Raw genomic sequence first — 25,125 nt, forward strand, 5'->3', positions numbered from 1 at the left:
TAGCAGTCTGGCGTCCGCGTACCGCCCGCAACCGAAAAATCTCCGCCGCGCGGCCCGTATCGGCCCGCACGGCGGAGATTTTCTCTTTTGTTTTGCTGCCTTGCCTTTCGCTTCTTCCGTTTACACCATCACCTTGCAGATATCGTTCGTGAACGCCACCGGATCCTGGATCGGCAGCCCTTCGATGAGCAGCGCCTGGTTGTACAGCAGCTGCGTGTACAGGCCCAGCTTCTCGCTATCCTTCTCCGCGGCTTCCTTCAGCGACTGGAACACGGGATGGTTCACGTTGATTTCCAGCACCTTCTCGGCTTGGATGCCTTCGTTGTTCGGCATCGCGCTCAGGATCTTCTCCATCTCGATGGACAGCTCGCCCTCGCTCGTAAGGCAGACCGGATGGCTCTTCAGCCGCTTGGATGCCTTGACCTTCGTCACCTTGCCGCTCAGCAGCGTCTGCATTTGCTCGAACAGCGCCTTGCTGGACGGCTCCTCCGCTTCCTGCTTCTCGTCCGCGTCCGGCTCGATGCCGAGGTCGCCGCTCGAGACCGATTTGAACGCCTTCTCCTTGTACGTCATGATCGCCTTGATCGCGAACTCGTCGATGTCGTCGGTGAAGTACAGGATTTCGTAACCTTTGTCCGCTACGAGCTCGGTCTGCGGCAGCTTCTCGATGCGCTCGATCGAACCGCCCGTCGCGTAGTAGATGAACTTCTGGTCTTCCGGCATGCGCGCCACGTATTCGTCCAGCGAGACGAGCTTGTTCTCCTTGGAGGAATGGAACAGCAGCAGATCCTGCAGCACGTCCTTGTTCACGCCGAAATCGTTGTACACGCCGAACTTCAGCTGGCGGCCGAATGCCTTATAGAACGTCTCGTAGCGCTCGCGTTCGTCCTTCAGCAGGCCGAGGAGCGTGCTCTTGATTTTGTTCTTGATGTTCTTCGCGATCAGCGTCAGCTGGCGGTCATGCTGCAGCATTTCCCGAGAGATGTTGAGGGACAGGTCCTCGGAGTCCACCATCCCTTTCACGAAGCTGAAGTAGTCCGGCAGCAGGTCGGCGCATTTGTCCATGATGAGGACGCCGTTGGAGTAGAGCTCGAGCCCCTTCTCGTACTCCTTCGTGTAGTAGTCGAACGGCGGGCTCTCCGGCACGTACAGGATCGCCCGGTAGACGACCGCGCCGTCCGCGCTGATGTGGATATGCTTGAGCGGCTTGTCGAAGCCGTAGCGCTTCTCGTGGTAGAACGCCTCGTAGTCCGCGTCGGTCAGCTCGTTTTTGTTTTTGCGCCAGATCGGCACCATGCTGTTGATCGTCTGCTCTTCCGTGTACGCTTCGAATTCCGGCGTCTCGCCTTCGGCGGCGCCTTCCTTCGGCCGCTGGCCCGAGACGTCCATCTTGATCGGATAGCGGATGAAATCGGAATATTTCTTCACGATGGCGCGCAGGCGGTACTCTTCCAGAAACTCGTCGTAGTTGTCCTCTTCCGCGTTCGGCTTGATATGCAGCACGATTTCCGTGCCGACCGCCGCCTTCTCCGCCGGCTCGATCGTGTAGCCGTCGGCGCCTTCGGATTCCCACTTGAACGCCTGGCCGCTGCCGAGCGCGCGGCTCGTGACCGTCACGCGGTCCGCCACCATGAACGCCGCGTAGAACCCGACGCCGAACTGGCCGATGATGTTGTGGCCGTCCTTGCTCTCGTTCTCCTTCTTGAACGCGAGCGAGCCGCTCTTCGCGATGACGCCGAGGTTGTTCTCGAGCTCCTCCTCGGTCATGCCGATGCCGGTGTCGGCGATCGTGAGCGTGCGGGCTTCCTTGTTCGCCGTGATTTTGACGAAATAGTCGGCCGCGTTGAACGCGATGTTGTCGTCGGTCAGCGCCTTGTAGTAGATTTTATCGATAGCGTCGCTGGCGTTGGAGATCAGCTCCCGCAGGAAAATTTCCCGCTGCGTGTAGATGGAGTTGATCATCATTTCAAGCAGCCGCTTGGACTCGGCTTTGAACTCTTGCTTCACCATGTTACGGAATGCCCTCCCCAAAATGGAATGAATAATGTTAGCACTCAAGCCATCGGAGTGCTAACGCTACTTCCTTTTATAGCATAGTTGGAGGGCCCGGCTCAAGTCCGAACTTGAAGAAAATGCGTTTCCATGCCGCGGGCGGCGCCGGGTTTGTTTTGCCCGGGCTTTTCAGCCGGCCATGTATGCCGCTGGGCCACCTTTTTCGGTCGTTGTAGGCCGACTCGCCCCCTATGTAGGTTGCCGGGTCACCTTCTTGCCTCGGTTTCGGCCGGTTCGCCCCCTATGAAGGTTGCTGGGTCACCATCCGCGGCCCCTCTACCGACGACCCCACGCCAAGCTCCGCCGCCGTCTCGAAGCGCCTGCCGCCGAATCGGGCATGATCCGCCGGAGCCGTTCCTCCCTCGCGCGCCTTAGCAACATGTACATCCCCCCGCCGGGATGAAATCGGGGGCTCGGTTATGCTACAATACGAGGATTGAACACCGCCAAGGAGGCTGCTTTGCACAATGCTCATCATCGGAATCGCCGGGGGCACCGGCTCCGGCAAAACGACGGTCGCGCGCTCCGTCATCGAACGGCTCGGCACGAACGACGTCACGTTCATTTCCCAGGACAATTACTATAAAGATCATCCCCATCTCTCCATGGCCGAACGGGCAGCGCTCAACTACGACCACCCGCTCGTCTTCGACAACGAGCTGCTGATCGCGGATTTGAAGCAGCTGCGGGACGGCCGAACCGTGCAGGCGCCGGTCTACGATTTCACCGTCCATGCCCGCTCCAAGACGGAATCGGTCGGGCTGCGCCCGAATCCGATCGTCATCCTCGAAGGGCTGCACGTGCTCTCGGACGAGCGCCTGCGCGAGCTGCTGGACATCAAGGTGTTCGTGGACACGGATCCCGACGTGCGCATTCTCCGCCGGGTGCTGCGGGACATCGAGGAGCGCGGCCGGACGATCCAGTCCATTCACCATCAATATTTGACCTCGGTAAAACCGATGCACGAGGCGTTCATCGAGCCGTCCAAGAAATACGCGGACATCATCATCCCCGAAGGCGGCGAAAACCAGATCGGCATCGAGCTGCTGACGACGCTCACGGAGAAATACGCCAGGAGCGGCGGCGAGCTGCCGGACGGCATTACCGGACGTTAGTTAGCATGAGCGATAAGGAGGCGGCGGCATGAACCCGATCGGCGTGGTACGGGGATTTTTCGAGCAGGTGCGTTCGGGGCGGAACCCCGATGCGGCGGCGGCCTTCATGGCCGAGCGGGTGCTGGCCCGCCAGGTGACGGCCGAGCGGGAGACGACCGTCGAGCGGTCGCCCGCGGACTACGCGGCGCATGTGCGCGAGATGAAGGATGCCTATGGCGAATTCGACCTCGCCGTCGAGGAGCTGATCGCCCAAGGCGACCGCGTCTATGCCCGCTGGCGGCAGACCGGCGCGCATATCGGCGAGGTCGACGGCTTCGCGCCTACGGGCAAGCCGGTCGTCGAGCTGGCGAGCGCCGTCTACCGCGTGGCGGACGGGAAGATCGCCGAGTATTGGATCCAGATCGACCGCGAGGGCATCCGGCGCCAGCTGGAACGGAACGCCGAAGCGGAATAGTTATAAGAACAGGTATAGAATAGGAATAGCAAACGCCATGACGGCCGGGACGAGTCCCGGCTTTTTCGTCGTCCGCGGCCGGCGTACGGCAGGACATCATCCCTCCCTTGCGGAAGGGCAGGAAGAAGCGGCCCCGGCGCTTGCCTGCGCAGATCCGCCTCCATACTTGTTGTGTACAATTATGCAAAAACGCCGAATGCGCTGACCCGACACTTCGTTATATTCCTTTGCTAATTGCAATTTCGCCGACAATCCTGCTGCGACCGGCATTGATTAAAAACAGGCAAATTAATTTTCGCGCCAAACGCGCAAAGAACCAGCCATTCACGCCGAAAACGAGAGGAATCACGCCCCTCGCAAAATCCGCATCATCGGCTCGGTCGGCAGCGGCAGGTCCCCGCTGGCGCGCGAGCTGTCCGCCCGGCTGGACGTGCCGGACTGCGAGACGGATAATCTCGCCTGGCGGCGAAGCCCTGGTGGGCCGGATGTCCGCAACGACGTTAAGACGCGCGACGCCCTGCTGGACGCGGCCATCGGCGCGAACGGCTGGATCGTCGCAGGCGTGCACGATAAGTGGACGCGCCGCCGCTTCGAGGAAGCCGATCTGATCGTCTATTCGGACACGCCGGTCTGGCGGAGAAGCGTTCGAATCCTGAAACGGTACGCGCGGCAGAAGCTGGGGCTCGAGCCCGGCAATTACAAGCAGACGCTCGCGATGCTCGTCAACATGTACCGATGAAGCTATGGCCATGCGCGGCGGGACAAAGCGGTCATCCTCGAACGCCTCGAAACGCACCGCGCGAAAATGCTGATTCTGCGCGACAATTCGGGCCTTGCCTCCATCTAAAACCGCCCCTGAGCGACAAGGCCGAAATGAGGGAGGGCATGTCAGGTTTCATGAAAAGCGCCGATCTCACATATCCTTACCGTGTGCGATTCGAAAAGGAGGAGGCGGAGCATGGACGCTTTCGTGGCGCGTTCGCTGGAGGAAATCCGTTTTTGGGCGAGGATCATGAAGGAGCATTCCTTATTCCTGCGGTTGGGGTTCCGCTGCGAAGACACGCAGCTGATTCAGGAAGCCAACGGCTTCTATGCGCTGTTCGAGGGGATCGAAGCGAGGGCGCATGCCTTTACGGCAGCTACCGACCCGCAGCAAATCCGCGCGTTCAACGCGGAGGTGCATAACGCCGTTTCTCACATCTGGGTGTTCAAGCGCAAAGTACTGGGACTGATCTTGACCTGCCAGCTGCCCGGGGCCAATAACTTCCCGCTGCTCGTCGACCACGTGAGCCGGGAGGCCAATTACTTCCGGAATCGTCTCGCGGAGCTCAACAACGGCCGGCTCGAGCCGCTGCCGGACGCGATCATCGACGAGAACGTGTTCTTCTTGAAAATCATGGCCGACCATGCGAAGTTCATCGGGCATCTGCTCGATCCGTCGGAACGGAAGCTGGTGGATCAAGCCCGGGAGTTCAGCAACGATTTCGACCAGCTGCTCTGGCAAGCCCAAGACTTGAGCTCGATGCGGCCGCAATCGCAGACCAAGCCGCTGCTGTCGCAGTTCCTCGACCAGAACCGCGTATCCGTCGCGAGCCTGCGCGATTTCAAGAAGACCGCTCGCGACCTCATCGAGGCGTGCCGGATCAAAAGCATCATCCATCCGCTGCTTGCCGATCACGTGTACCGGGAAGCGGTTCATTTCCTTGCCATCATCGACTTGTTCGAGCAGGCCCTGACCGGCCAAGCGCCGATGCCGCTGCCAGCCGCGCACTAGACGCGAGCGCCGTTCCGTTTCCCAAGGAAAAGGCCGCCGAGATCCTCGGCGGCTTGTCGTCGTTCTTCGGGCATGCGCGATTCCACACGCGACGCCTAACCGGCCGGCCGGGCAAGCCGCCGTTTACGCGTGCCGAAGCCTGTAGAGCGTCGGATGCAGCCCCTTCAAGCTCAGCGTCGCCACCGCTTCCCAGCCCAGCCGCAGCCGCTCGGCGGCCTCCCGCAGGGCGCCGTCCGCATCGGTGAGGCACAGGATGCCGCCGTCCCGCGCGACGACGCGCTTCAGCTCGCGCAGCAGATCCGCGTACAACGCGGGCATCGCCTCGCCGGCCGAGATTTGGCGGCCGAACGGCAAGTTGGTGACCGCCTTGTCCACGGCGCCCGCATCGATCGGCAGGCGGCGGGCGTCCCATTGCCGGATCGCCAGCCGCTCCCGTCCCCCCGCGTTGCCGCGGGCAGCGGCCACCGCCTCCGGCGACAGATCGCCGCCGTCAAGGCGGGCGTACGGGTACCCGAGCCGTTCGGTCAGAATCGTGCCCGAGCCGCAGCACGGGTCGAGGAACCGGTCCGCGGGCGCCGGGCGCGAAGCCCAGACGAGCGCGTGCGCCACCGTGGGGCGCAGCGCCGCCGCGGCGAATGCCCGCTCCCCGCCGCGATAGCGGTAGGCGGCATCCGTCAACCGCACCGCGAAGAGCGCCTCGTCGTGGCAGAGATCAAGGCGGAATTCCACCTCGTGCCCGCCGAGCGCCTCGGCCCGCCATCTCCCGCCCTGCCTCGCGATCCCCCGCGCGGCCGCCTCCGCCGCGTCGAACCGGGAGTACGCGTGCTTCCCCGTCCGGCCGGCGTTGACCTTGAACCGGACGGGTCCGCGGCCCGGCAAGAATTCCGCCGGCAGCCCCTCCAGCCCGGCGCGGAATACGGCCTCCTCAAGATCGGCCAAATGCTTCTTGTGCGGTCCGACGCGGAAGCGGAGAAGCGGCCGGTACAGATTATCCGCCGTCCGCAGCGCCTTCAACGCCTCGAGGGGCAAGCCGGACGCAAAGAATACTTTGCCCCGCTCGCTCCCCAGCGCTGCCGCTCCCGGCAGTTTGAATCGGATTTCTTGTTCCAACAAGGGCTCGAGCCCCGGCAATACGGTCGCAAAATAAGGCGTCATCGCGTCCCGCTCCTTCGCATGGAATAGGCGGCGCAACGCAAAAAAGCGCGAATGGACCAAACGGCCATTCGCGCTTCGGCGCGCGCCAATCGGACCCTCCCCGAGAGGGAGAAGCCCGCGGCTGTACATGACGGCGGTTCCGTTTCTTGATGCCGCAAGCAGCGCGATGCCATGGCGAAACAGAACCCGAACCTGACGGTATCGAATCGGTCGCCTGGCTGCTCTTCGGCTTATTCGGTTGCGTTAACGAACCGCAACCGTCAAGAACACGGCCATCATCATCATGCACAACCCCTCCATTCCTACGAATACGCCCATTATATAACGCTTTCACGAGCGGCACAACCCGCTTCCCCGCGCCGGGACAAGCCGGACAAGGAGCACGCCGACACGAACCGGCATGCGCCGCGGCATGGAGGGCGAACGCAAAAGGCGCCGAAAGACCGGCTTGCCGCCGTCCCTTCCGGCGCCCCAATGGCGCGTCCCGCTTAGATCCCGTTGCCGTCCGAGCCGTAACGGTCCGAGTAATCCGTTTCCTTGTCGGACTTGTCCCATACGTCCGCGTATTCCGGATGGCGCTTGAACTGCGCCAGGGCGTACGAGCAGGCGGGGATGATCTTGCGGCCCTTCTCCCGCGCCTCGTCCACGACGAGGTTCAGCAGCTGCTTCGCGAGCGTGCCACCGCGGTATTTCGGATCCACGTACGTGTGGTCCAGCACCCATGTATCCACGTCCACCAGCTTGTACGTGATCTCTCCGATCGGCCCGCCGACGCCTTTCAAAATATAGCCGTTGCCGTGCTTCTCCGCGATAATGTCTTCCGCCGGCACCGTCTCCGGACGCACGTCGTTTCCTTCGTTCATCGCGTTCCACCTCCCGCAGTTTGCATCCGCATGCTTGTTATTCTTTACCCGCTCCGGACGGATTTGATGCATATCGCCGATCGAAACCGCTCCTCGTGCGCCCCCGCCTTATCGGGCAGCCCCGGTCCTTCGGCCGCCGATAACGAAAGCCGGGAACCCGCGACGGCTTCCGCCGCTTGCAGGCGCACCCAACTCGCCAACGACTAGTCCCTCTTCGCCATGCGTTTCATAGAATACTAGAAACGATAGAAAGAGGTGATGAAGATGGCGATTCAATTTTTGGACACGCGCATCTCGATCCACAGCGATAACTTCGGCGGCGCGGAGCCGTTATCCGATCTGCCGCTCTTGATCGGGGATATCGGCCTGCAAGTCGGCGCCGCGATTCCCGCGAATACGTCGAGCGTCCGCGTGGCGCTGACGGGGACGGCCGCGATCGATTTCGTGACGGTCGTCGAGCCGCCGGCGGAGCCGACCGTCGTGTCGCTTACGGTGGAACGCGGCGGAGACGGATCGGCCGGAACGGGCGTGACGATTCTGAACCAGCAGTTCGAAATTTCGGCGCTCGGCCCGCTGTTTCCCATCAGCGTCACCGCGGCCGACTTCCCGCCGGCCGCGGACGTCCTGGCGGGCGAAATCCGCTACACGCTGTTCATCGCGACGGACGGCTTCATCGATTTGGTCCTGTCCGGCCCCGCCGTGTTCAACGGCACCGCCGCGGCGGGCACGACGTAAGCTCGACATCGGTTCACCCTCAAAAAAAAAGCAGCTCACGGCGCGTCGCCTGAGCTGCTTTTGCTTGTCGGGACCGATTCCCCGCCGGCCCCCTCGCCGCCGGCCGGCGACGGGTCGAACGCCGCCTTCGCGCCGCGCACGAAGTCCCGCATCTCCGCCGTCAGGCCGCCGAGCCGCCACAGCGCGATCTCGTGCACGCCGGCGTCCCGGGCCGCGCCGATCCAGCGCTTCACCGTCTCCGCGTCCGCGTACCAGACGGTATGGATCTTGCCCTTCCCGTCCGCGTAGCGGAAATGCAGGCTGCCGCTGGCGGCGTCGCGCGCGGCCGGCTCGGCGCCCGGGCCGCGGGCCAGCTCCGCCGCCTGCGCCTCCGTGACCGCGGTCGCCTGCTTGTCCGCGGTCCAATCGAACCCGCCGAGCGGCAGCGCGATCGCCTTGTCGCCCGGGAGCCCTTCCATGCGCGCCGCGACCTGCGCGATGAAGGCCTCGTCGGCCTTCGGCCCGGGACCGCTGAAGCCGCCGTACAGGTTGTACGCCATCATGACGTACGCCGGACCGGCCGGCAGCCCGACGTCCGCGAGCGGCGCGCGCGGCTCCAGCACGACGCGCAGCGTCTTGCCCTCGGCCCGCAGCCGCCCGTACAGGTCGCCGATGAACACCGCGAAATTCGCCCAGTCGCCGTCCGGCACCCGCTCGTAATCGAGCTCCAGCCCGCCGAAGCCGTACGTATCGACCGCGGCCATCAGGTCGCTCAAGTGCTTGCCGCGGCTCGCCTCGGTGGCCAGGAGCCGGCCGACGAGCGCGGGATCCTTCTCCGCCGCCGGCGTGCCGTCCGCCGCGTACCGGTCGTTCACGACCGTCAGCGCCGTCCGCCGCAGCCCGGCCTTCTTCGCCGCGGCCAGCACTTCCGGCAGCGCCTTGCGGTCCTCCTCCGTCAAGTACAAGCCGTCCTTGTCGTCGAAGTACGCCGCGAAGGCCTGCACGCCGTCCAGTCCGGACGCGGAGGCGGCGAAATCCGCCAGCCCCGCTTCCCACTGCCAATCCACGATCCAGGCCGACAAGGTCAGCGGCGGCGCCGCCGGCACCGCCCCTTCCCCGGGGGGCCGTCCCGCGCCGTCCCGGCCATGCCGGTCCGACGCCGCGTAGATCACCGCGATAATCGCCGCCAACGCCGCGGCCGCCAGTCCCAGGAGACCCGCCGTCCGTCCGCCGGACCGTCCGCTCTTCCGTATGCCGGGCATGCCCCGTTCCTCCCGTCCGCCGCGCGGGCGCGAAATCCTGTTAAAACGTCTCGATAACCCAGTCGACGACCCGATCAAAGCCGTGCATCGCTTCGGTCGCCGCGCCCTGCAGCCCTTCGTTCGCGTTGCGGTAGATCCGCGTCCGCTCGCCGCCGGCGCCGACGCCGCTCACCGTCACGTCGACGAAGTGCCCGTCGTAGATGTCGTCCTTGGCGTTCTGCTTGCTCGCTTCCGCCGCGAGCGCGACGCCGCCCTTCGCGATGGACGCGTCGATCGCGCGGTCCGCGAGCAGCGTCTTGCCATCCACCCGCAGGGTCAGCTTGCCGCCGAGGACCTGCAGGTCGACGTTCCGCGTCTTCTTGATGTTGGCGGGAATGCCCGCGTCCGGCGCCAGCCCCGCCGCCGTCTGCGCTTTCGTGTAGACGGCCGCCTTGCTGAGCGCGAGATCCGCCTCGTTCCACGACACGTCGCTCAGCTTCGCGCCGTACAGGCGCTCGACCGCCTGGCCCGGCTTCTTCTGCTCCACGGCGATCTCGTTGTCGGCGAGCACCGCGCGGACAAACGAATCCGCCGCCCGGTCGTAGCGCAGATAGAGGCTCTGCTTGCCGACGACGTTGCCCGCGAGCTTGGCCGCGACCGCGACGTCGGCGTCGTCGTCGCTCCCCTTCAAGGACGCCAGCCCGGCCGCGCCGGGCGCCGAGGTCAGCACGAGGTCGTTCTCCCGGAATTCCGCCGCGCCGGACGCCGTCTCCCAATGCGCGGCCCGCGCCTTCTCGCCTCGCGCGAACGTCATCGTTCGGCCGGTATCCTTGCCGATCTTCATCAGCAGGTGATTCGTCGACCAATACGGCTGCGGCTGCACCCGCGTCAGGTCGTACAGATTGCCGCCCTTGCCGTTGAACGCGCTGCCCTCCCGGGCGAAGTGCAGTTGGAACAACGCCCGGATGTCCTGCTCGTTCGCGTCCGTCACGAGCCGGTTCATGCCGCTTCCGAGCGAATTGGCGTGCATGATCATGTACAGCCCGGGCACGAAGCCGAGCTTCTTCGTATACGCGTCCTTCATTAGCGCGTAATCCTTGGCGATGCGCGCCTCCATCTGCTGCCGGTCCTCCGCCGGAATCATGTTCTCGTCGCGGATGAAATCCATCAGATAATGGTTGTAATACGCGACCTCGCTCTTGTTCTTCATCTCGCTCTCGGTCTTCTGGCCGAGGAAGCCGCCGCCGTTGTCGAACACGTTGATGTACGACAGCCGGTAGCCGTTGCTGCCGAGCTCCCAGAAGCCGGTCTTGCGCATCTTCAGCATGTCCTTCGCCTGCAGGAACTTGTTGTCCCCGTTCCCCAGCTTGCCCGCGTACGACAGGAACGTCGCCTTGTCGTTGTACTTCTCGAGCAGCGGGTCGGCGAACAGCGCGGAGTCGTTGCGGCCGTCCTCGAAGGCCAGGAACAGCGCCTTGTCCGGCAGCGGCTTGCCCGCCTTGTAATAATCGAGAATGTCCTGCTGCGAGATCGTCCGGTAGCCTTGGCCTTGCAGCGCCTTCAGTTGCCGGTCCAGCTCGTCCTTCGCGATGAGCTTCGGCGTCCCCGAGCGCCCCACGCCGAAGTACGACAGGGCGATGAACCCCTTGTCGCTGCTCCAGGCGCTCTTGTCCGGTTCCCGGTACGCCGCCGCGCCCCAGACCGCCCGATAGACCAGCGCCGCCACGGCGACGAGCACGATCGCCTGCACGGCCGTTTTCGCGGCCTTCAAGCGGTTTTTCCTGCGGTAGTCCAGGACGGTGTCGCGTTTCTTCCAAATCGCCATTGCTGCCATCCCTCACCCTGAATCATCCGGCGCCCCTTGCGTTACTGCCCCAATCCGATTCGCTTTTTTGATTTGTTCCTCCGCGCTTCCTTGCGCTCGCGGGCTTCGATGTCCTGCGGCGTCTCGCGCGTGCCCCAGGTCGACTTCCAGAACGTCACCCAGGCGACCGGCATCTGCCACAGCAGCACCAGTTCGTAGAAAATGCAGAACACGAGCCCGAACAGCCACAGCCTGCTCTTGCGGAACAACAGATGCGCGAGGCTCATGAGGAGCGCCATCATCAAGAGCCCCATCAGGAACGTGCTCGGAAACACGTGATGCACGAGCGGCACGTAACCGAGGTTGTACAGCACGATGACCGGCGCCGCGATCGGCACGATCAGGCCGATGTAGAAGAACAGCGCCATGAACGGCTCCTTGCGCCAGATGAACGCGCCGGCGCGCAGCGATTCGCGCAGCCAGGAGCGCTTCCAGCGCATCTGCTGGCGCAGGAACACGCCGGTGTCCGACGGCACGATCGTCGAGCAGATCGCCGAATCCTGGTAGCCCGTGCGGTGCGTGCGGAGAATGAAGTTCGTCATGCTGCGGTCGTCCCCGAACGTCGCCGGCTGGCCCAGGAACGTCTGGTTCAGCCACGCGTCGCGGTGCTGCAGGATCAAGTCCTTGCGATAGCACGACAGCGGACCGGACAAGCAGGTGACGCTGTCGAAATACGATTCCGCCGCCTTCATGATCCGGAACGCGATGTAGTACCGGACGGTCTGCAGCTTCGTGATCGTGTTCGTGTACTTGTTCTCGACGTCCGTGCGGCCCGCGACCCCGCCCATGCGCGGATCCTGGAACGGCTGCACCAGATGCCGGATCGCCGTGGGCTCGAGGAAGCTGTCGGAATCGACGAAGACGACGAGGTTGTGCTTCGCCATCTCGACGCCCTTGACGAGCGCGACGCGCTTGCCGCCGTTCTCCTCGAGCACGTGGAACTTCACGCGGTCCTTGGTCGAGTAGCGCTCCGCCTCTTTATGGATGAGGGCGATGACCTCTTCGATCCGCCGCGCCGAGTCGTCGAGCGACTTGTCGTCGACGACGATGATTTCCAGCTTGTCGGTCGGGTAATCCTGGTTAACGCAGCTCAGAATCGTCCGGTGGATCCACTCTTCCTCGTTGAAGCACGGGATGATGATGGAGACGCCGGGCGTGTAATGGCGGTTGATCGGCACTTCCCGGTACAAGGCGCCGAACAGGTAGCGCGTCAGCAGGAACGCCGCGGCGACGAGACTGTACAGGTACAGCATCAGGTTGTATTTGAAATAGATGATGCTCTCCGCGCGCATGAGCATGATCAGGCAGACCGCCAGGAACAGCGCGCCGCTCGCGGTATAGACCGAATACCCCCACCGCTTGCGCTGAAAATAGCTCGTGAGCGGCTTCGCGAACTCGAACGCGAGCATGAGCCGTTCCTCTCCGTCCTGCTCGCCGGCGAACGTCCGCACGAGCCGCGCGTCCAGCCGGACCGCGGATTCGAACCCTTCCGGCATCGTGCCGGGCGGGATTTGGAAGCGCAGGTTCACGGTCTGGCCGACGACGTACCGGTCGTCGGACGGCGGCAGCGCCACGAGGATGCCCGTCGAGGAGACGTCCGCCGCCTTGCCCCGGTACGCCGACTTCTTCGTCTGCCGCGGGCCGGTCAGGACGACCTCGAAATCCGCCGTGTAGCGCAGGCTCAGCAGCCGCAGGCGCTCCAGCCGCTTCGCGTCCCGCGTCCCGTCGTCGTCCGTCCCCTCGGCCTTGCCGCCCCGCCTGTCGGTCTGCGTCCGGATTCGCTCGGGATCCGGCACGTTCGAGAGCGTCCGGCGGTCGCCGCGCGGCACGGTCAGCACCTCGACGGCGCGTTTTTTGTTTCGTTTAAACAGCATGACTCGTTTCATCCTTCCCGGAGCCTCCGCGGCCGAACGCCGCTCCCCGCTTCCTTAGAGGCTCCAGTAGTGGAACCCGCCGCGCTCGTAGTCGCTCTTGTCGTAAATGCCTTTGATATCGACCATGATCTTCGCCGTCCGCGGATCGTACAGCGGCTCGAAGTCCGCCGCGCCCATCCGCTTGAACGGCGCGTGCGGCACGGCGACGACCACGGCGTTCAAGCCGCGAAGCTCGTCCATGCCGGACAGCTCGATGCCGTACTCGCGGTAAGCGGCGTCCTTGTCCACGCAAGGGTCCGCGACGAGCGGCGTGATCCCGTATTCCTTCAGCTCTTTGATGATGTCCGTCACCTTCGTGTTGCGGATGTCCGAGCTGTCCTCCTTGTAAGAGAGCCCGAGGAAGCCGATCCGCGCGTCCGCCAGGTTCTGCTTCAGCTTCACGAGCAGCTTGACGATCTGCTGGGCGACGTACTTGCCCATGCCGTCGTTGATGTGCCGGCCCGCCAAAATGATCCGGGAGCGGTAGCCCGTGTCCTCCGCCTTGTACGTCAAATAATACGGGTCGATGCCGATGCAGTGGCCGCCGACGAGTCCGGGCGTGAACGGCAGGAAGTTCCACTTGGTCCCCGCCGCCCGGAGCACCGCCTTCGTGTCGATGCCCATTCCGTTGAAGAGCATGGACAGCTCGTTCATGAACGCGATGTTGATGTCGCGCTGCGCGTTCTCGATGACCTTGGCCGCCTCGGCCACCTTGATGCTCTCCGCGCGGAAGACGCCGGCCTCGATGACCAGTTCGTACAGCCGGGCGATCGTCTCGAGCGACTGCGCGTCCATGCCGGAGACGATCTTGACGATGTTCTCCAGCCGGTGCACCTTGTCTCCCGGGTTAATGCGCTCCGGCGAATAGCCGACCTTGAAATCGACGCCGCAGCGCAGGCCGGACGCCGCCTCGAGAATCGGCACGCACACGTCCTCCGTCACGCCGGGATAGACCGTCGATTCATAGACGACGATCGCGCCGGGCTTCAGCCGCTTGCCCACGAGCCGGCTGGCCTCCCGGACGTAATGCAGGTCCGGCACGTTGCCGCTCTTGACGGGCGTCGGCACCGCGACGATGAAGAACCGGGCGCCGTCCAGCTTGTCCGGGTCCGAGGTGAAGTCGACGCCGCTGCCTGCGATCGCCTCGCCGCCCACGTCGCCCGTCGCGTCGAGGCCCTTGCGGTAGTCGTCGACCTTCCGCTCGTTCACGTCGAAGCCGACGACGTTCGCCTTCCGGGCGAAAGCGACGGCGATCGGCAGCCCGACGTAGCCGAGGCCGATGACGGCCAGCGGCTCCCGGCGGGAGGCGATGCGCGCGTACAGCTCCAAATCCGTATCCGTGCTCCTGCTCGTAATCATGCTATCCGCTCCCTTGTGGTTGAAGTCCGATCAGATCCGCCATTTTGACAAAGGTAAAGCCCTTCTTCTTGAGCTGCTCGATGGCGGTCGGGAGCGCCTCGATGGTATGGATGTCGTCGAGCATGTGGAGCAGGATCACGCTGCCGCCCGTCGTCTGCTTCACGATGCCTTGGACGATGTCGGCCGCGCTGTTCTTCGCGTCCCAGTCGAGCGTCGTCACCTCGTACATCGCGATGACGGGATAACCCGTCGCGGCGACGACCTTGCCCGTCGCGTCGTCGATGACCCCGGTCGGCGGCCGGAACAGCATCGTCGGCTGCTGCTGGATCGCTTCCGTGATGACCCGGTGCGCCTTCACGATATCCGCCTGCAGCGCCTCCGGCGACAGCGTCGTCACGACGGGATGGCTGTACGAGTGGTTGGCCACGTCATGGCCGCCCTCGATCATGGCCCGGGCGAGGTTCGGATTGCTCTCCGTCCCCTTGGCCCGAAGGAAGAACGTCGCCTTGACGTCCTCGGCGGCCAGAATGTCCAGAATCTTCGTAATCGTCTTGTCGCTGCCCCAATCGTCGAACGTCAGGGCGATTTGCTTGTCCTTCAGCCCGTCCTTCCGGTAAACGAGCTTGTACTGCGCGCGCTTGTAGTCCGGATTGATTTTCGCCGCGTCCCAGCCGGGAATCCGCTCCAGCGGCTTGCGCTCGCCGCCGTTCTTCATCAGGTCGCGCAGCGGCACGAGCTTGTAGCCGATATCGTCCGCCGCACGGGCGATGTACGCTATGGCGCCGATGACCTCGGGGTTCGCGTCCGTATCCAGATTAATGATCCCGCCCCGCGTCATGAACCGTTCGACGTACTTGCCGATCTCGGCCGCGCCCTGCATCTCCCGGTCCTTCGGGTTGATGTTGTAGCTGACGACGGCTTCCATGCCGAGCTGCGCGGCCGCCAGCCGGACGTCGTCCGTGTAGTCGCCGGACTTGGTCCGCACGTACCGCGGGACGGCGCCCGTCCGCTTCCGAATGGCGTCGTTGCTCAGCTTGATCTCGCTGTACACCTGCTCGTACGGCAGTTTGCTCATGTCGAGCCGGTTCAGCGTATTGTTCTCGATCTCGTGGCCTCTCGCGGCGATCGCCTTGGCGATGTCCGGCTCCTCCGCCACCCGCATGCCGGGCAGGAAGAAGGTCGCCCGGATGCCGTATTTGTTCAGCTCGTCCAGCAGCCGGTCCATCGTCGCGGGATCCGCCATGCCGTTGAACGTCAGCGACAGCTCTTTGCGCGCCGTATAGACGAAATCCACCGCCCGGCTCATCGGGCCGTCGTAGCGGACGATCTCCGCCGCCGGCTTCGCGGGCTCGCTTCCGCCGTCCGCGTCTCCGCCGACGCCGAACAAGCCGCAGCCCGCGAGCAGGCCGGCGGCCAGCAGCAGCGCCGCGCCCGCGGCGAACCGTTTGCCGAAACGCGCCGCCTCGCCATGCGGCGGTTTCCATTCGTTCATCCCCTGTTGCAAGTCGTAAAATCCCTCCGATTGGGGTCGATTCGATCGTTCCCGGTTCTTCGCCCGATTCGTTCTTCTTTCAAGTAAGATGCGCCGCTTAGGGCGCCTTCCCCTTCGACGCGCCCGCTCCCATCAGCTCCGACATCCGCACGAACGCGAAGCCTTCGGCGCGAAGCTCCCCGATGATCGCCGGCAGCGCATGGACCGTCTGGATGTCGTCGAGCATGTGCAGCAGCACGACGCTGCCGCTCTTCGTCTGCGCCTTCACCGCCCGGGCGATCTGCGCCGCGGTCCGCGTCTTGACGAAGTCGTCCGGCGTGACGTCGAAGATCGCGACGTCGCGGTAGCCCGTCGCTCCGACCGCCTTCAGCGTCTCGGCGTCGAACTCCCCGGTCGGCGGCCGGAAGATCATCGCCGGCCGCGCTTGGATCGCTTCCGTGATGATCCGGTGCGCCTTCACGATCTCCTCCTGCAGCTGCGCCGGCGTAACCGACGTGATGACGGGATGCGAATAGGTATGATTGCCTACGTCATGGCCGCCTTCGGCGATCGCCCTCGCCAAGTTGGGGTTCCGCTCCACGCCGTCGGCGCGCAGGAAGAAGGACGCCTTCACCCCGTAATTGGCGAGCGTGTCGAGAATCGGCGTGACCGTCTCGTCGGTGCCCCAATCGTCGAAGGACAGCACGACCTCCTTCTTGGCGTCGCCGGCTTTGTCGTACATGACGTTATAATCGGCATCCGCATAATCGGAATTCATCTTCGCGGCGTCCCAGCCCGGAATATCCTCCAGCGGCTTGCGTTCGCCGCCGTCCCGGACGAGCCGGTCCAGCGTGACGAAGCCGTAGCCGGCGCGCTTCGCGCCTTCCGCGATCAGCTTCACGTCTTCGTCCATCGTCCGGTTCTCCTCCGTATCCAGCTCGAGGATGCCGCCGCGGTTGATGTACTTGCGGATGTAATTCCGTTTCTGCTCCGGCGTCTCGTCCTTCCAATTGTGGAGGAACAGGCTGCTGCCGACGACGGCCCGCAGCCCGCTCTGGGCGGCGGCCAGGCGCACGTCGTCCGTGATCGCGCCCGACATCGTCCGGACGTAGCGCGGCGCCGCGCCGGTCTTGCGCGCGATGACGTCGCCGCCCAGCTTGATTTCCCGGTACGTCTCGGCGTACGTCAGCTTGGCGGCGTCCGGCCGGCTCAGCGTGTTGTTCTCGATCTCGTGGCCGCGCGCCAGGATGTCCTTGGCGATGTCCGGCTCCTCCGCCACCCGCATGCCCGGAAGGAAGAACGTGGCCTTGATCCCGTACGCGTCCAGCTCGTCCAGCAGCCGCTCCATCGCGTCTTTGTCGGCCATGCCGTCGAAGGTGAGCGAGAGCTCGCGCTTGGTCGTGTAGACGAGCGACACGGTTTTGCTCTCCGGTCCGTCGTAGCGCGCGACGGCCGGCGCGCCGGCTGCTTTCGGAGCCCCCGGCGTCGCCTCGCCGCCGCGCCCGAACAGGGAGCAGCCGGACAGCAACGCGGCCGCGAGCAGAACGGGAATGAGTTTCGTAGCGTTCATGACGTCTCCTTCCGAACGTTCCGTTGTCGTATGACGTCGGAAGTATACCAGATCTTTCTAGGATAAGTAGTCTATTAGAACTAGATTCAAGTATTGTCTATTATAGAGAAGCCTACCGGGTTTGTAAAAGATTATTACCCGAATTCGACAACATTGCCTACACATTTTGATTAAATTGCGGCTCTTCGTTGCGGCGGCTCGCCGGAAGGATTAAGATTTCGCAAACCGGCCGCCGCTCGCGGATTCGCGCAGCGCCCGCCCTTGAACGCCTGGCGGCTGTCTATCAATCTCGCGAACGCGGCGATTCTGCGTCCGGCGGCTCGCCGAACGCAAAAAAGAGGCACGCCAGGCCGCGGCCTTCGTGCCCCTTCCGTATCGTATCAGCCCTACAGCAGCAGCGCGCGCAGCTCCGCGTAGCTTGACGCCTCGCGCGTCGGTTCGTGCCCGCTCTCGCGCGCCGCCCGGCGATGGTTGAACCAGACGACCCGCCAGCCGGCCTCGAGCGCGCCGATCACGTCGTTGCGCCACGAGTCGCCGACGTAGACGCTGTTCTCCGGCCGCGTGCCCGTCCGCGCGTTCGCGTGCCGGAACAGCCGCGCGTCCGGCTTGTCCCAGCCGAGCGCGCCGGAGACGAACTGCAGCTCGCGCGGGATGAGCCCGTCCAGCCGCATCGCCTCGATTTTGCGGCGCTGATGCCCCGGCGCCCCGTTCGTGATCAGGCCGACCGCGTCGCCGCGGCGGATCAGCGCCTCCAGCAGCTCCCGCGCCCCGTCGAACATCGCGATGTCGTATTGGCAGCCGATGTAGGCCGCCTGCATCGCTTCCGCCTGCGCGTCCGTCAGCGCGAGCCCGAATTCGGCCATCGTCAGCTGGAACCGGCGCATCCGCATGTAATCCGTCGCCGCCCCCGCCTCCATGGCGCCCGCGCCGCCGAGCTCGAGCGACAGCATGTCGCTGTGGTAGCGCAGCCGGCCGTACGCCGCTTCGTACGGAAACGCCGCGAGCGGGATCAGCGGTCCCGCGACCTGCTCCACCGTCTTGCGAAACGGAATCAAATGATCGTACAGCGTATCGTCCACATCGAAAAACACGGCCCTCTTGGCCTCGTCAAGTCTCATCCTGCCGTCACTCCCGCGCTTCATTCATGCTTTGTCCGTCCCGTCGCGGCGTCGCCCGCGCGCTTGTCTGCACCGCCGGCACCGCCGCTCGCCTCTCCACTATACGCGATCGCGGCGGCCGTCACAACGCCGCGCGGGCTGCCGGCGCGCGGATGCCGGGCGGCCGCGAAATTCCGCTGCATGCGGCGGCGATGCCCCCGCTTGCTCACTCCAGCTCGAGCGGCGTCAAGTAGACCGTCTCGCCCGCGCGCTCCTTGCGGAAGGCGCCGGGCGTCGTCCCCGTCCACTTCACGAACTGCCGGATGAAGCTCTGCACGTTGTCGTAGCCGATGCGCCGCGCGACCTCCTCGACGGCGTGCCCGCCGCCGGTCAGCAGGTGCATTGCCTCCTGCCGGCGCAGCACGGCGAGGTATTCCCGCGGCGACAGGCTGTACGCTTCGCGGAAGACGCGGTAGCAGTGGCGGCGGCTGAAGCCGAGCCGTTCGGCCAGCGCCTCCATCCACCCCGCCGCGATCGCCTCCTCGGCCTGACGGTCGGCGACGAGCGACTCGATCGCCTTCGCGATGCGGATCGGCAGCACGTCGGCTCGCGCCCCCGGGCCCTCCAGCCCGGCGATGTGCGTCTCGAGCAGGTCCATGATCGTGTAGACGGCGCGGAACAGCTTCGTCTTCGGCGCCTCGCCGTCCTCCGTGACCAGCCGCAAAATCCGCTTCGCTTCCGGAAGCAGCAACCGGCTCAGCCCGTGCTCCGGCTTCAGCAGCGGCAGCTTGGCGCGGTTCAGCAGGTTCAGGAACGCCGGATCGTCGACCTGCACGTGCATGACGAAGAAGGCGAACGGCTCCGCGGCCCTGTACGCGTGCAGCGTCATCGGCGGCACCAGGATGAGCTCGTCCTTGCCCTGGCGGTAGGAGACGCCGCCGACCTCGGCCAGCTGCGTGCCTTCGAGCACCAGGTTGAGCTCGAACATCATGTGATGCAGATGACGCCGGCACGACCAGCCCGCCGGCACGCGCCCCGTCTGCGCCCCGTAGAAATAAGCCTCGGACTTCCGGTTCGGGATCAGCCTTACCGCTCCGGCGGCGTCGGACGTTTGCGCGGCGGCGGGCGCCGCGCCGCCCGAGCTCGCGGCGCACGCGCCGGCCTCCGCCGCTTCGGACGCGGACGCGGCCATCCCGCCCGCGATCCCCGCCGCTCCCGCGCCGCCCGCCGCCGTCGCTCCCGCCGCCGTTCCCGCCCGGCCCGCGGCTTTTCGGTTTTCCGCCACCGTTCGCACGCCCCTTCGTCCCGATGTCTCAGTTGGTTAATAATTGCCGCCGTTTACGACCCGGTTAGTTATTCATCGCGCGGCCGAGCCCGGCTATACTGGTGTCATTGTCCCTATTATAAAGGAGGAAGCGAAATGGAAGCTATCATGCGATTGGGAGCGCCGGACGCCGTGCTCGCGCGGACGGAAGAAGGCTGGCGGGCGCTCGGAGGCGGCGGCGGCGGCTGGACGGCCAAAGGGCTGGCGGTCTCCCTCGCCGAATCCGGCGGCGCGTTCGCGCTGGAGCTCGAGGCGCCGGAGCATGCCGTCCGCCAGCTCAAGCTGCGCTGGAACGCGAAGCAGGAAGGCCGCCTTCTTATCCTGGGCGACCACTGGGAGCGCGGCTACGGCGAGCTGGAATGGCGCGGCATCGTGCCGGAACGGGTGCTGCCGTGGTACTTCCTGCGGCATGACGGCGCGCGCACGGCGGGCTTCGGGGTGAAGACCGGCCCGAACGCGTTTTGCTACTGGCAGCTCGACGCCGACGGCATCACGTTCACGGCGGACGTGACGAGCGGCGCCGAGGGCGTCCGCCTCGGCGCGCGGAAGCTGCTCGTCGCCGAGCTGCTGCACGATCCCGGCGAGGAGGGCGTCTCCCCGTTCGAGGCGGCGCGGCGGTTCTGCCGGCTCCTGTGCGACCGGCCCGTCCTGCCGAAGCAGCCGGTCTACGGCGGCAATAACTGGTACTACGCGTACGGCAACAGCTCGCACGAGGAAATTCTGGCCGATTCGCGGTTCATGTCCTCGCTGTCCGCCCATCCGACGAACCGGCCGTACATGGTCATCGACGACGGCTGGCAGCTCGTCAGCGGCGGCGGCGCGTGCAACGGCGGCCCGTGGGTCGGCAACGCCAAGTTCCCGGACATGGCGCGCCTCGTCGACGACATGAAGGCCGCCGGCGTCAAGCCCGGGCTCTGGTGCCGCCCGCTGCTCACGGCGGAAGACGTGCCGGCGGACTGGATCCGCTACGAAGGCAGCGGCGGCCGCGTGCTCGACCCGAGCGTGCCGGAGGTGCTGGAGCATGTGCGCGCGTCCGTCGCCGCGATGGCCGGCTGGGGCATCGACCTGCTGAAGCACGACTTCACCTCGTACGACCTGCTCGGCCAATGGGGCTTCACGATGAAGTCGCGGCCCCACGCGCTGAAGCCGTCGTTCCGCGACGGGTCCCGGACGACCGCGGAAATCACGCTGGCGCTGTACCGGACGATCGCCGAAGCGTCCGGCCAAGCCGACGTCATCGGCTGCAACACGTTCAGCCATCTGTCCGCGGGCTTGTTCGAGATTCAGCGCACCGGCGACGACACGAGCGGCCGCTGGTGGGAGCGCACGCGCTACATGGGCGTGAACACGCTGGCGTTCCGCATGCCGCAGCACGGCACCTTCTACAGCCATGACGCGGACTGCGTCGGCCTGACGCCGGACGTGCCGTGGGCGCTGAACGAGCGTTGGCTGCGGCTGCTGGCCGGCAGCGGCACCCCGCTGTTCGTCTCCGCCGCCCCTTCCGCCGTGACGAAGGAGCAGGAAGCCGCGCTCCGGCGCGCGTTCGAGCTGGCCGCGGAGCCGCAGCCCGCCGCCGAGCCGCTCGACTGGCTGGACAATACGTGCCCGGCCCGCTGGCTGCTGAACGGCGAAGAGACGTCGTTCGCCTGGAACGACGTCAACGCGGAGACGCTCGAAGAGAAGGAGCACGGCTGGTGGCTGTAAGCTCCCGCGCGGAACAAGGCCGGCCGCGGTCATCGTCACGGTGACCGCGGCCGGCCTTTTTTTCGGGACTCACCGCCACGCTTTCGCCGGCGGTCCCTTGCGCAGATGCCGGTTGATCGCGTCCCCGGCCAAGAGCATCAGGAACATCGTGACGAACCGGTACGCGAAATCCCACCAGCCCCGGCTCAGCAGAATGCCGGAAGCCGCCAGAATCCCGTCGACGCCCAGCACCGCGGCAGGCCCGAGCACGTAGATGAGCCAACGCGTGCCCCCGCGCTGCAGGAGCAGCCCCGTGAAGAAGACGCAGATCGCGATGCAGTAGGTCGAGGAAAAGGCGATGTTGTCGTGCTCCCGGCTGCCGAACCAATGCACGTTGTAGTCCCGCCCCGCCAGCAAGATGATTTCGAGGGCCTGCGGCGACGTAAACGCCCACTGGATTATCATGATCGTCACCGCATGGATGAATCCCCGCTGCGGCCGCATGATCCGGGCGAACCACAGCTTCGCCGCCCAGAAATAGAAGACGAGGCCGATCGACGTATACCACGTCCGCCACCAATAATGCTTGTAAATGCCGATGCGGATAAAGAACCACTCCACCGCGGACATCGCCGCGATCGCGGCCAGAATGGGAATCCACCGCTTGCGGAACACGGCGATCGCGACCGCGATCGCCGGCAGGATCATCGCGTTGGACACGATCGCGCCGGCCAACTCGTCGTAATACGGTTTGTCGCGGATAAGCCGCGGCTCGTAGCTGTAGCACCCGAACAGGATGAAAATGACGTATTCGATGCCGTAGCCGAGTCCGCTCATGCCGAAATAGAGCAGCACGCTCCGTTTGTTGCCCGATTTGAAGTAGGTAAACAGGAGCAGCGTAACGCTGATCACGATAAGGCCGATATACCAGACCGAATGGTCATTCATGGCTGCCATTCCCTTCCGCCGCGCCGAATAAAAGATAGGATGCGCAAAATAGCCCGATTTTATCGGTTAGGCGAGACGCGCCCGGAGCTTTCTCTCGGAGCCGCAACGGAGCCGATCGGCCCGGGAATGCCGCTCGCGAAAATTTTGCAAAATCGCGCGCCGCTCTTGTCAATCCGCGTCTAAACCCGTCGTCCCCCCGAATAGGATGGAAGACGGGAACAACAGACCTGCGTTCGGGAGGCGGCGGCATGCGGATCGCGGTCGGCATCGTGCACGGCATCGGGCAGCAAACCGGTGATTTTCATACGGCGTTCGCGGAGAAGCTGCAGGAAGCGATGGTGCGGCTCAATCCGCGGGTCCGGCTTGTCGTGGAGGGCATCTACTGGGGGGACATCACGGATTCGCTGGAGAAGAAGCTGTGGGAGCGGACGTCGGCAAGCCGGCTGCGGTGGAACGAGACCTTGAAGCTGCGCGCGTTCGTCGTCAATTATTTGGGCGACGCCATCGCCTATCAGGCGATTCCGAAGACGAGCGACCCCTGCCCGCACGATTACATCTACGACGACATCCACGCGCGGTTCGCCCAGCAGCTGCAGCGGCTGTCTCGCAGGGCCGGCGAAGGCGCGCCGCTCTGCATCGTCGCGCACAGCCTCGGCACGATCATCGCGAGCAATTACTTCTACGATCTGCAATACCGCAAAATGCGGCCCAAACCGGCCGATTTCGTCCGGTCCTGCCGTTCGCGGCTGGTCGGCGGGGAGACGCTGACCCATTTCTACACCGTCGGGAGCCCGATCGCGCTGTGGACGATGCGCTTCGAGCATTTCGGCTTGCCCATCTCGGTGCCCGCGCCGGCGCTGCGGCCGCTCGGCATCGGGGAATGGCTGAACTTTTACGACCGGGACGACATCATCGCCTACCCGCTCAAGGGCTTGAACGCCGAGTACGCCGCGGCCGTCACGGAAGACGTGGAGGTGCGCTGCCCCGGTCCGCTGGGCTGGACGCCCGCCTCTCATGGGGGCTATTTCAAATCGAAGCCCATGCTGCAGCGCATCGTTCAATCGCTCGACCGGATGTCCCGGACCGTGCCTTGCGGGCTGCCGGAGCGGTAGCGGAGCAGAGCGGCGGCATAACCCGGCTCCGCTTGGGGATAAACCCGGCCCTCGCGGTGCCATACGATACGGAATCTACACAACATCGAGAAAACGGGGCAGAGCGGCATGGCGGAAATCATCGGGGCGAGCAGCCGGGCGGCTGCGGGGCTCCTATGGGGAGACTGGCGGAACTGGCGCGCGTACCACGCGACGATCTTATTCTTCATCATCGGGGATTTGCTGTACTACCTGGGGCAGTACCCGGCGGGCGCGCGCCGTATCCCGGCCGTGGACGGCCCTATGGGTGCTGGTCTATTCGCTGAACGAATGGATTCCGTTGTTGACCGGGACGTTTCGGTACGACCACGGCTGGACGCTCCCGTACTCCGCGCCGTTCAACGTCGGCCTGTTCCTGCTGCTGCGGCTGCACTTCGGGCATCCGCTGCTCGCCTACGCGGTCAGCGCGGCCTGCTTCCTCGCGCTTCTGCTGGCGGACGTCGTGCCCGTCCGGTAGCGCGTCTCGCCGTTATCGGCCGCCCGCGGCTTCCGACCACGCCCGGAGCGACGGCAGCAGCCGTTTGGCGTCCTCGTACCCTTGCCAGTACAGCGCGTCGAGCTTCGCGGCGTTCTTCTCCATCCGGCCGACCTCGAGCGGCCGCTGGGGCCGAATGACGAAGACGTTCCCCTGCGCCTCCTGCTCGCGAATATACGCGGTTTGTCCATTGTAAATCTGGTGGCGGCGCAGCATGACCTTCACGAACGCCGGAAATTTGCGGTAGACGCGCCGCACGACCCAGGCGAACCGGTTCGGCGACTTCAGGTAGCCGTCGTCTCGCGTGAGCACGACGACGTTGCGCTTCATCCCGTCCTTCTCCGCCTGCTTCAGCGGGATCGGATCCGAGATGCCGCCGTCGAGCAGGCGGCGCCCGTCGAAATCCACGATCGGGGCGATGAAGGGCAGCGAGCTGGACGCCCGAAGCACCGTCAGGACGTCGAAATCCGGGTCGCTCTTGCGGTAAAAAACCGTTTCCCCCGTCGCGACGTCCGTCGTCGCCGCGACGAATTCCTCGCGGCTCGCCGCGAACGCCCCGAAGTCGAACGGCACCAGCCTGTTCGGAATTTCGTCGAAAATAAAGTCCATGCCGAACATCTGCCCCATGCGGAAGTAATTCCCCCACGAGATGTACCGCTTGTCCGTCACCATGTCGACGTTCACGATCTTGTTCCGGCCCTTCTGGCGGGACAGGTAGCTCGTCGCTACGCAGGCGCCGGCCGATACTCCGACCGTATACGGAAAGTACACGTTCTGCTCCAAAAAATACTCCAGCACACCGGCCGTGTACATCGCCCGCATGCCCCCGCCTTCCAACACCAATCCGATCGCGTCCATCAACGTGCTCCTGCCCCTTTTCCCTCTTCAATCGTTTTGCCGGG

The 25,125-nt window shown here is 64.9% G+C and carries 22 protein-coding genes; 8 read left to right on the forward strand and 14 right to left on the reverse strand.

The annotated features are described in order from the left end of the window. Positions 1 to 120: 120 nt before the first annotated feature. Positions 121 to 2,010 (reverse strand): molecular chaperone HtpG, encoded by a 1,890-nt coding sequence (htpG, locus tag BMZ79_RS10825; RefSeq protein WP_090639617.1) that lies wholly within the window; start codon positions 2,008 to 2,010, stop codon positions 121 to 123. A 509-nt stretch (positions 2,011 to 2,519) separates the two neighbouring features. On the opposite strand from htpG, the gene udk reads away from it, so the two are divergent. The 4 genes from udk to BMZ79_RS10845 all read left to right on the forward strand — a co-directional run bounded on the left by udk (position 2,520) and on the right by BMZ79_RS10845 (position 5,395). Next, on the forward strand, positions 2,520 to 3,167 hold the full coding sequence (gene udk, locus BMZ79_RS10830; protein ID WP_090639619.1) for a uridine kinase: 648 nt from the start codon (positions 2,520 to 2,522) through the stop codon (positions 3,165 to 3,167). A gap of 28 nt (positions 3,168 to 3,195) precedes the next feature. Then, positions 3,196 to 3,621, forward strand: coding sequence for an ester cyclase (locus BMZ79_RS10835; RefSeq protein WP_090639621.1), 426 nt, complete (start codon positions 3,196 to 3,198; stop codon positions 3,619 to 3,621). A 430-nt stretch (positions 3,622 to 4,051) separates the two neighbouring features. Continuing rightward, positions 4,052 to 4,360, forward strand: coding sequence for a P-loop NTPase family protein (locus BMZ79_RS10840; protein WP_090639623.1), 309 nt, complete (start codon positions 4,052 to 4,054; stop codon positions 4,358 to 4,360). A 219-nt stretch (positions 4,361 to 4,579) separates the two neighbouring features. Next, positions 4,580 to 5,395: a DUF2935 domain-containing protein gene (locus BMZ79_RS10845; protein ID WP_090639626.1), complete on the forward strand. Its 816-nt coding sequence runs from the start codon at positions 4,580 to 4,582 to the stop codon at positions 5,393 to 5,395. A 123-nt stretch (positions 5,396 to 5,518) separates the two neighbouring features. Here the strand turns inward: BMZ79_RS10845 and BMZ79_RS10850 are convergent, their stop codons facing one another. Together BMZ79_RS10850 and BMZ79_RS10855 are read right to left on the reverse strand one after the other, a co-directional pair. Continuing rightward, positions 5,519 to 6,550, reverse strand: coding sequence for a methyltransferase domain-containing protein (locus tag BMZ79_RS10850; RefSeq protein ID WP_177222099.1), 1,032 nt, complete (start codon positions 6,548 to 6,550; stop codon positions 5,519 to 5,521). A 488-nt stretch (positions 6,551 to 7,038) separates the two neighbouring features. Beyond that, positions 7,039 to 7,413 (reverse strand): GNAT family N-acetyltransferase, encoded by a 375-nt coding sequence (locus BMZ79_RS10855; protein WP_090639631.1) that lies wholly within the window; start codon positions 7,411 to 7,413, stop codon positions 7,039 to 7,041. 264 nt (positions 7,414 to 7,677) lie between these two features. Between BMZ79_RS10855 and BMZ79_RS10860 the strand changes: the two genes are divergently transcribed. Continuing rightward, positions 7,678 to 8,148 carry a hypothetical protein gene (locus BMZ79_RS10860; protein WP_090639634.1) on the forward strand — a complete coding sequence of 157 codons (471 nt, stop codon included), beginning with the start codon at positions 7,678 to 7,680 and terminating at the stop codon, positions 8,146 to 8,148. Between the two features lie 35 nt (positions 8,149 to 8,183). Here BMZ79_RS10860 and BMZ79_RS10865 read toward each other — a convergent pair whose 3' ends face one another. The 9 genes from BMZ79_RS10865 to BMZ79_RS10900 form a co-directional block, all read right to left on the reverse strand. After that, positions 8,184 to 9,389, reverse strand: coding sequence for a glycoside hydrolase family 18 protein (locus BMZ79_RS10865; protein WP_090639637.1), 1,206 nt, complete (start codon positions 9,387 to 9,389; stop codon positions 8,184 to 8,186). Positions 9,390 to 9,429: 40 nt separating this feature from the next. Then, positions 9,430 to 11,193, reverse strand: a complete 1,764-nt coding sequence (locus BMZ79_RS10870) for a polysaccharide deacetylase family protein (RefSeq protein ID WP_090639640.1) — start codon at positions 11,191 to 11,193, stop codon at positions 9,430 to 9,432. Positions 11,194 to 11,234: 41 nt separating this feature from the next. After that, on the reverse strand, positions 11,235 to 13,106 hold the full coding sequence (locus BMZ79_RS10875; protein ID WP_371263666.1) for a glycosyltransferase family 2 protein: 1,872 nt from the start codon (positions 13,104 to 13,106) through the stop codon (positions 11,235 to 11,237). Between the two features lie 54 nt (positions 13,107 to 13,160). Next, entirely contained in the window at positions 13,161 to 14,474 is a 1,314-nt protein-coding gene (locus BMZ79_RS10880; RefSeq protein WP_371263675.1) for a nucleotide sugar dehydrogenase, read from the reverse strand. A 31-nt stretch (positions 14,475 to 14,505) separates the two neighbouring features. Continuing rightward, positions 14,506 to 15,996, reverse strand: a complete 1,491-nt coding sequence (locus BMZ79_RS10885) for a polysaccharide deacetylase family protein (RefSeq protein WP_090639649.1) — start codon at positions 15,994 to 15,996, stop codon at positions 14,506 to 14,508. 97 nt (positions 15,997 to 16,093) lie between these two features. Beyond that, positions 16,094 to 17,545 carry a polysaccharide deacetylase family protein gene (locus BMZ79_RS10890; protein WP_090639652.1) on the reverse strand — a complete coding sequence of 484 codons (1,452 nt, stop codon included), beginning with the start codon at positions 17,543 to 17,545 and terminating at the stop codon, positions 16,094 to 16,096. 386 nt (positions 17,546 to 17,931) lie between these two features. Next, positions 17,932 to 18,663: an HAD family hydrolase gene (locus tag BMZ79_RS10895; protein ID WP_090639655.1), complete on the reverse strand. Its 732-nt coding sequence runs from the start codon at positions 18,661 to 18,663 to the stop codon at positions 17,932 to 17,934. 20 nt (positions 18,664 to 18,683) lie between these two features. Next, a complete protein-coding gene (locus BMZ79_RS34255) occupies positions 18,684 to 18,845 on the reverse strand; it encodes a hypothetical protein (RefSeq protein ID WP_177222100.1) in 162 nt (53 codons plus the stop codon). A 23-nt stretch (positions 18,846 to 18,868) separates the two neighbouring features. Further along, on the reverse strand, positions 18,869 to 19,927 hold the full coding sequence (locus BMZ79_RS10900; RefSeq protein ID WP_090639658.1) for a helix-turn-helix transcriptional regulator: 1,059 nt from the start codon (positions 19,925 to 19,927) through the stop codon (positions 18,869 to 18,871). A gap of 135 nt (positions 19,928 to 20,062) precedes the next feature. Between BMZ79_RS10900 and BMZ79_RS10905 the strand changes: the two genes are divergently transcribed. Further along, positions 20,063 to 21,670, forward strand: a complete 1,608-nt coding sequence (locus BMZ79_RS10905) for an alpha-amylase family protein (RefSeq protein WP_177222101.1) — start codon at positions 20,063 to 20,065, stop codon at positions 21,668 to 21,670. A 69-nt stretch (positions 21,671 to 21,739) separates the two neighbouring features. On the opposite strand, the gene BMZ79_RS10910 is transcribed toward BMZ79_RS10905, so the two are convergent. Further along, positions 21,740 to 22,606, reverse strand: a complete 867-nt coding sequence (locus tag BMZ79_RS10910) for a hypothetical protein (RefSeq protein WP_256252653.1) — start codon at positions 22,604 to 22,606, stop codon at positions 21,740 to 21,742. 239 nt (positions 22,607 to 22,845) lie between these two features. On the opposite strand from BMZ79_RS10910, the gene BMZ79_RS10915 reads away from it, so the two are divergent. Next, positions 22,846 to 23,709: a hypothetical protein gene (locus tag BMZ79_RS10915; protein WP_090639663.1), complete on the forward strand. Its 864-nt coding sequence runs from the start codon at positions 22,846 to 22,848 to the stop codon at positions 23,707 to 23,709. 286 nt (positions 23,710 to 23,995) lie between these two features. Beyond that, on the forward strand, positions 23,996 to 24,205 hold the full coding sequence (locus BMZ79_RS10920; protein WP_090639666.1) for a hypothetical protein: 210 nt from the start codon (positions 23,996 to 23,998) through the stop codon (positions 24,203 to 24,205). A 12-nt stretch (positions 24,206 to 24,217) separates the two neighbouring features. Here the strand turns inward: BMZ79_RS10920 and BMZ79_RS10925 are convergent, their stop codons facing one another. After that, positions 24,218 to 25,084 carry a patatin-like phospholipase family protein gene (locus BMZ79_RS10925; protein ID WP_143088928.1) on the reverse strand — a complete coding sequence of 289 codons (867 nt, stop codon included), beginning with the start codon at positions 25,082 to 25,084 and terminating at the stop codon, positions 24,218 to 24,220. Positions 25,085 to 25,125: the final 41 nt, after the last annotated feature.

The organism is Paenibacillus sp. UNC496MF, from assembly GCF_900113915.1.
In the GTDB taxonomy this organism is placed as follows: Bacteria; Bacillota; Bacilli; order Paenibacillales; family Paenibacillaceae; genus Paenibacillus_Z; species Paenibacillus_Z artemisiicola.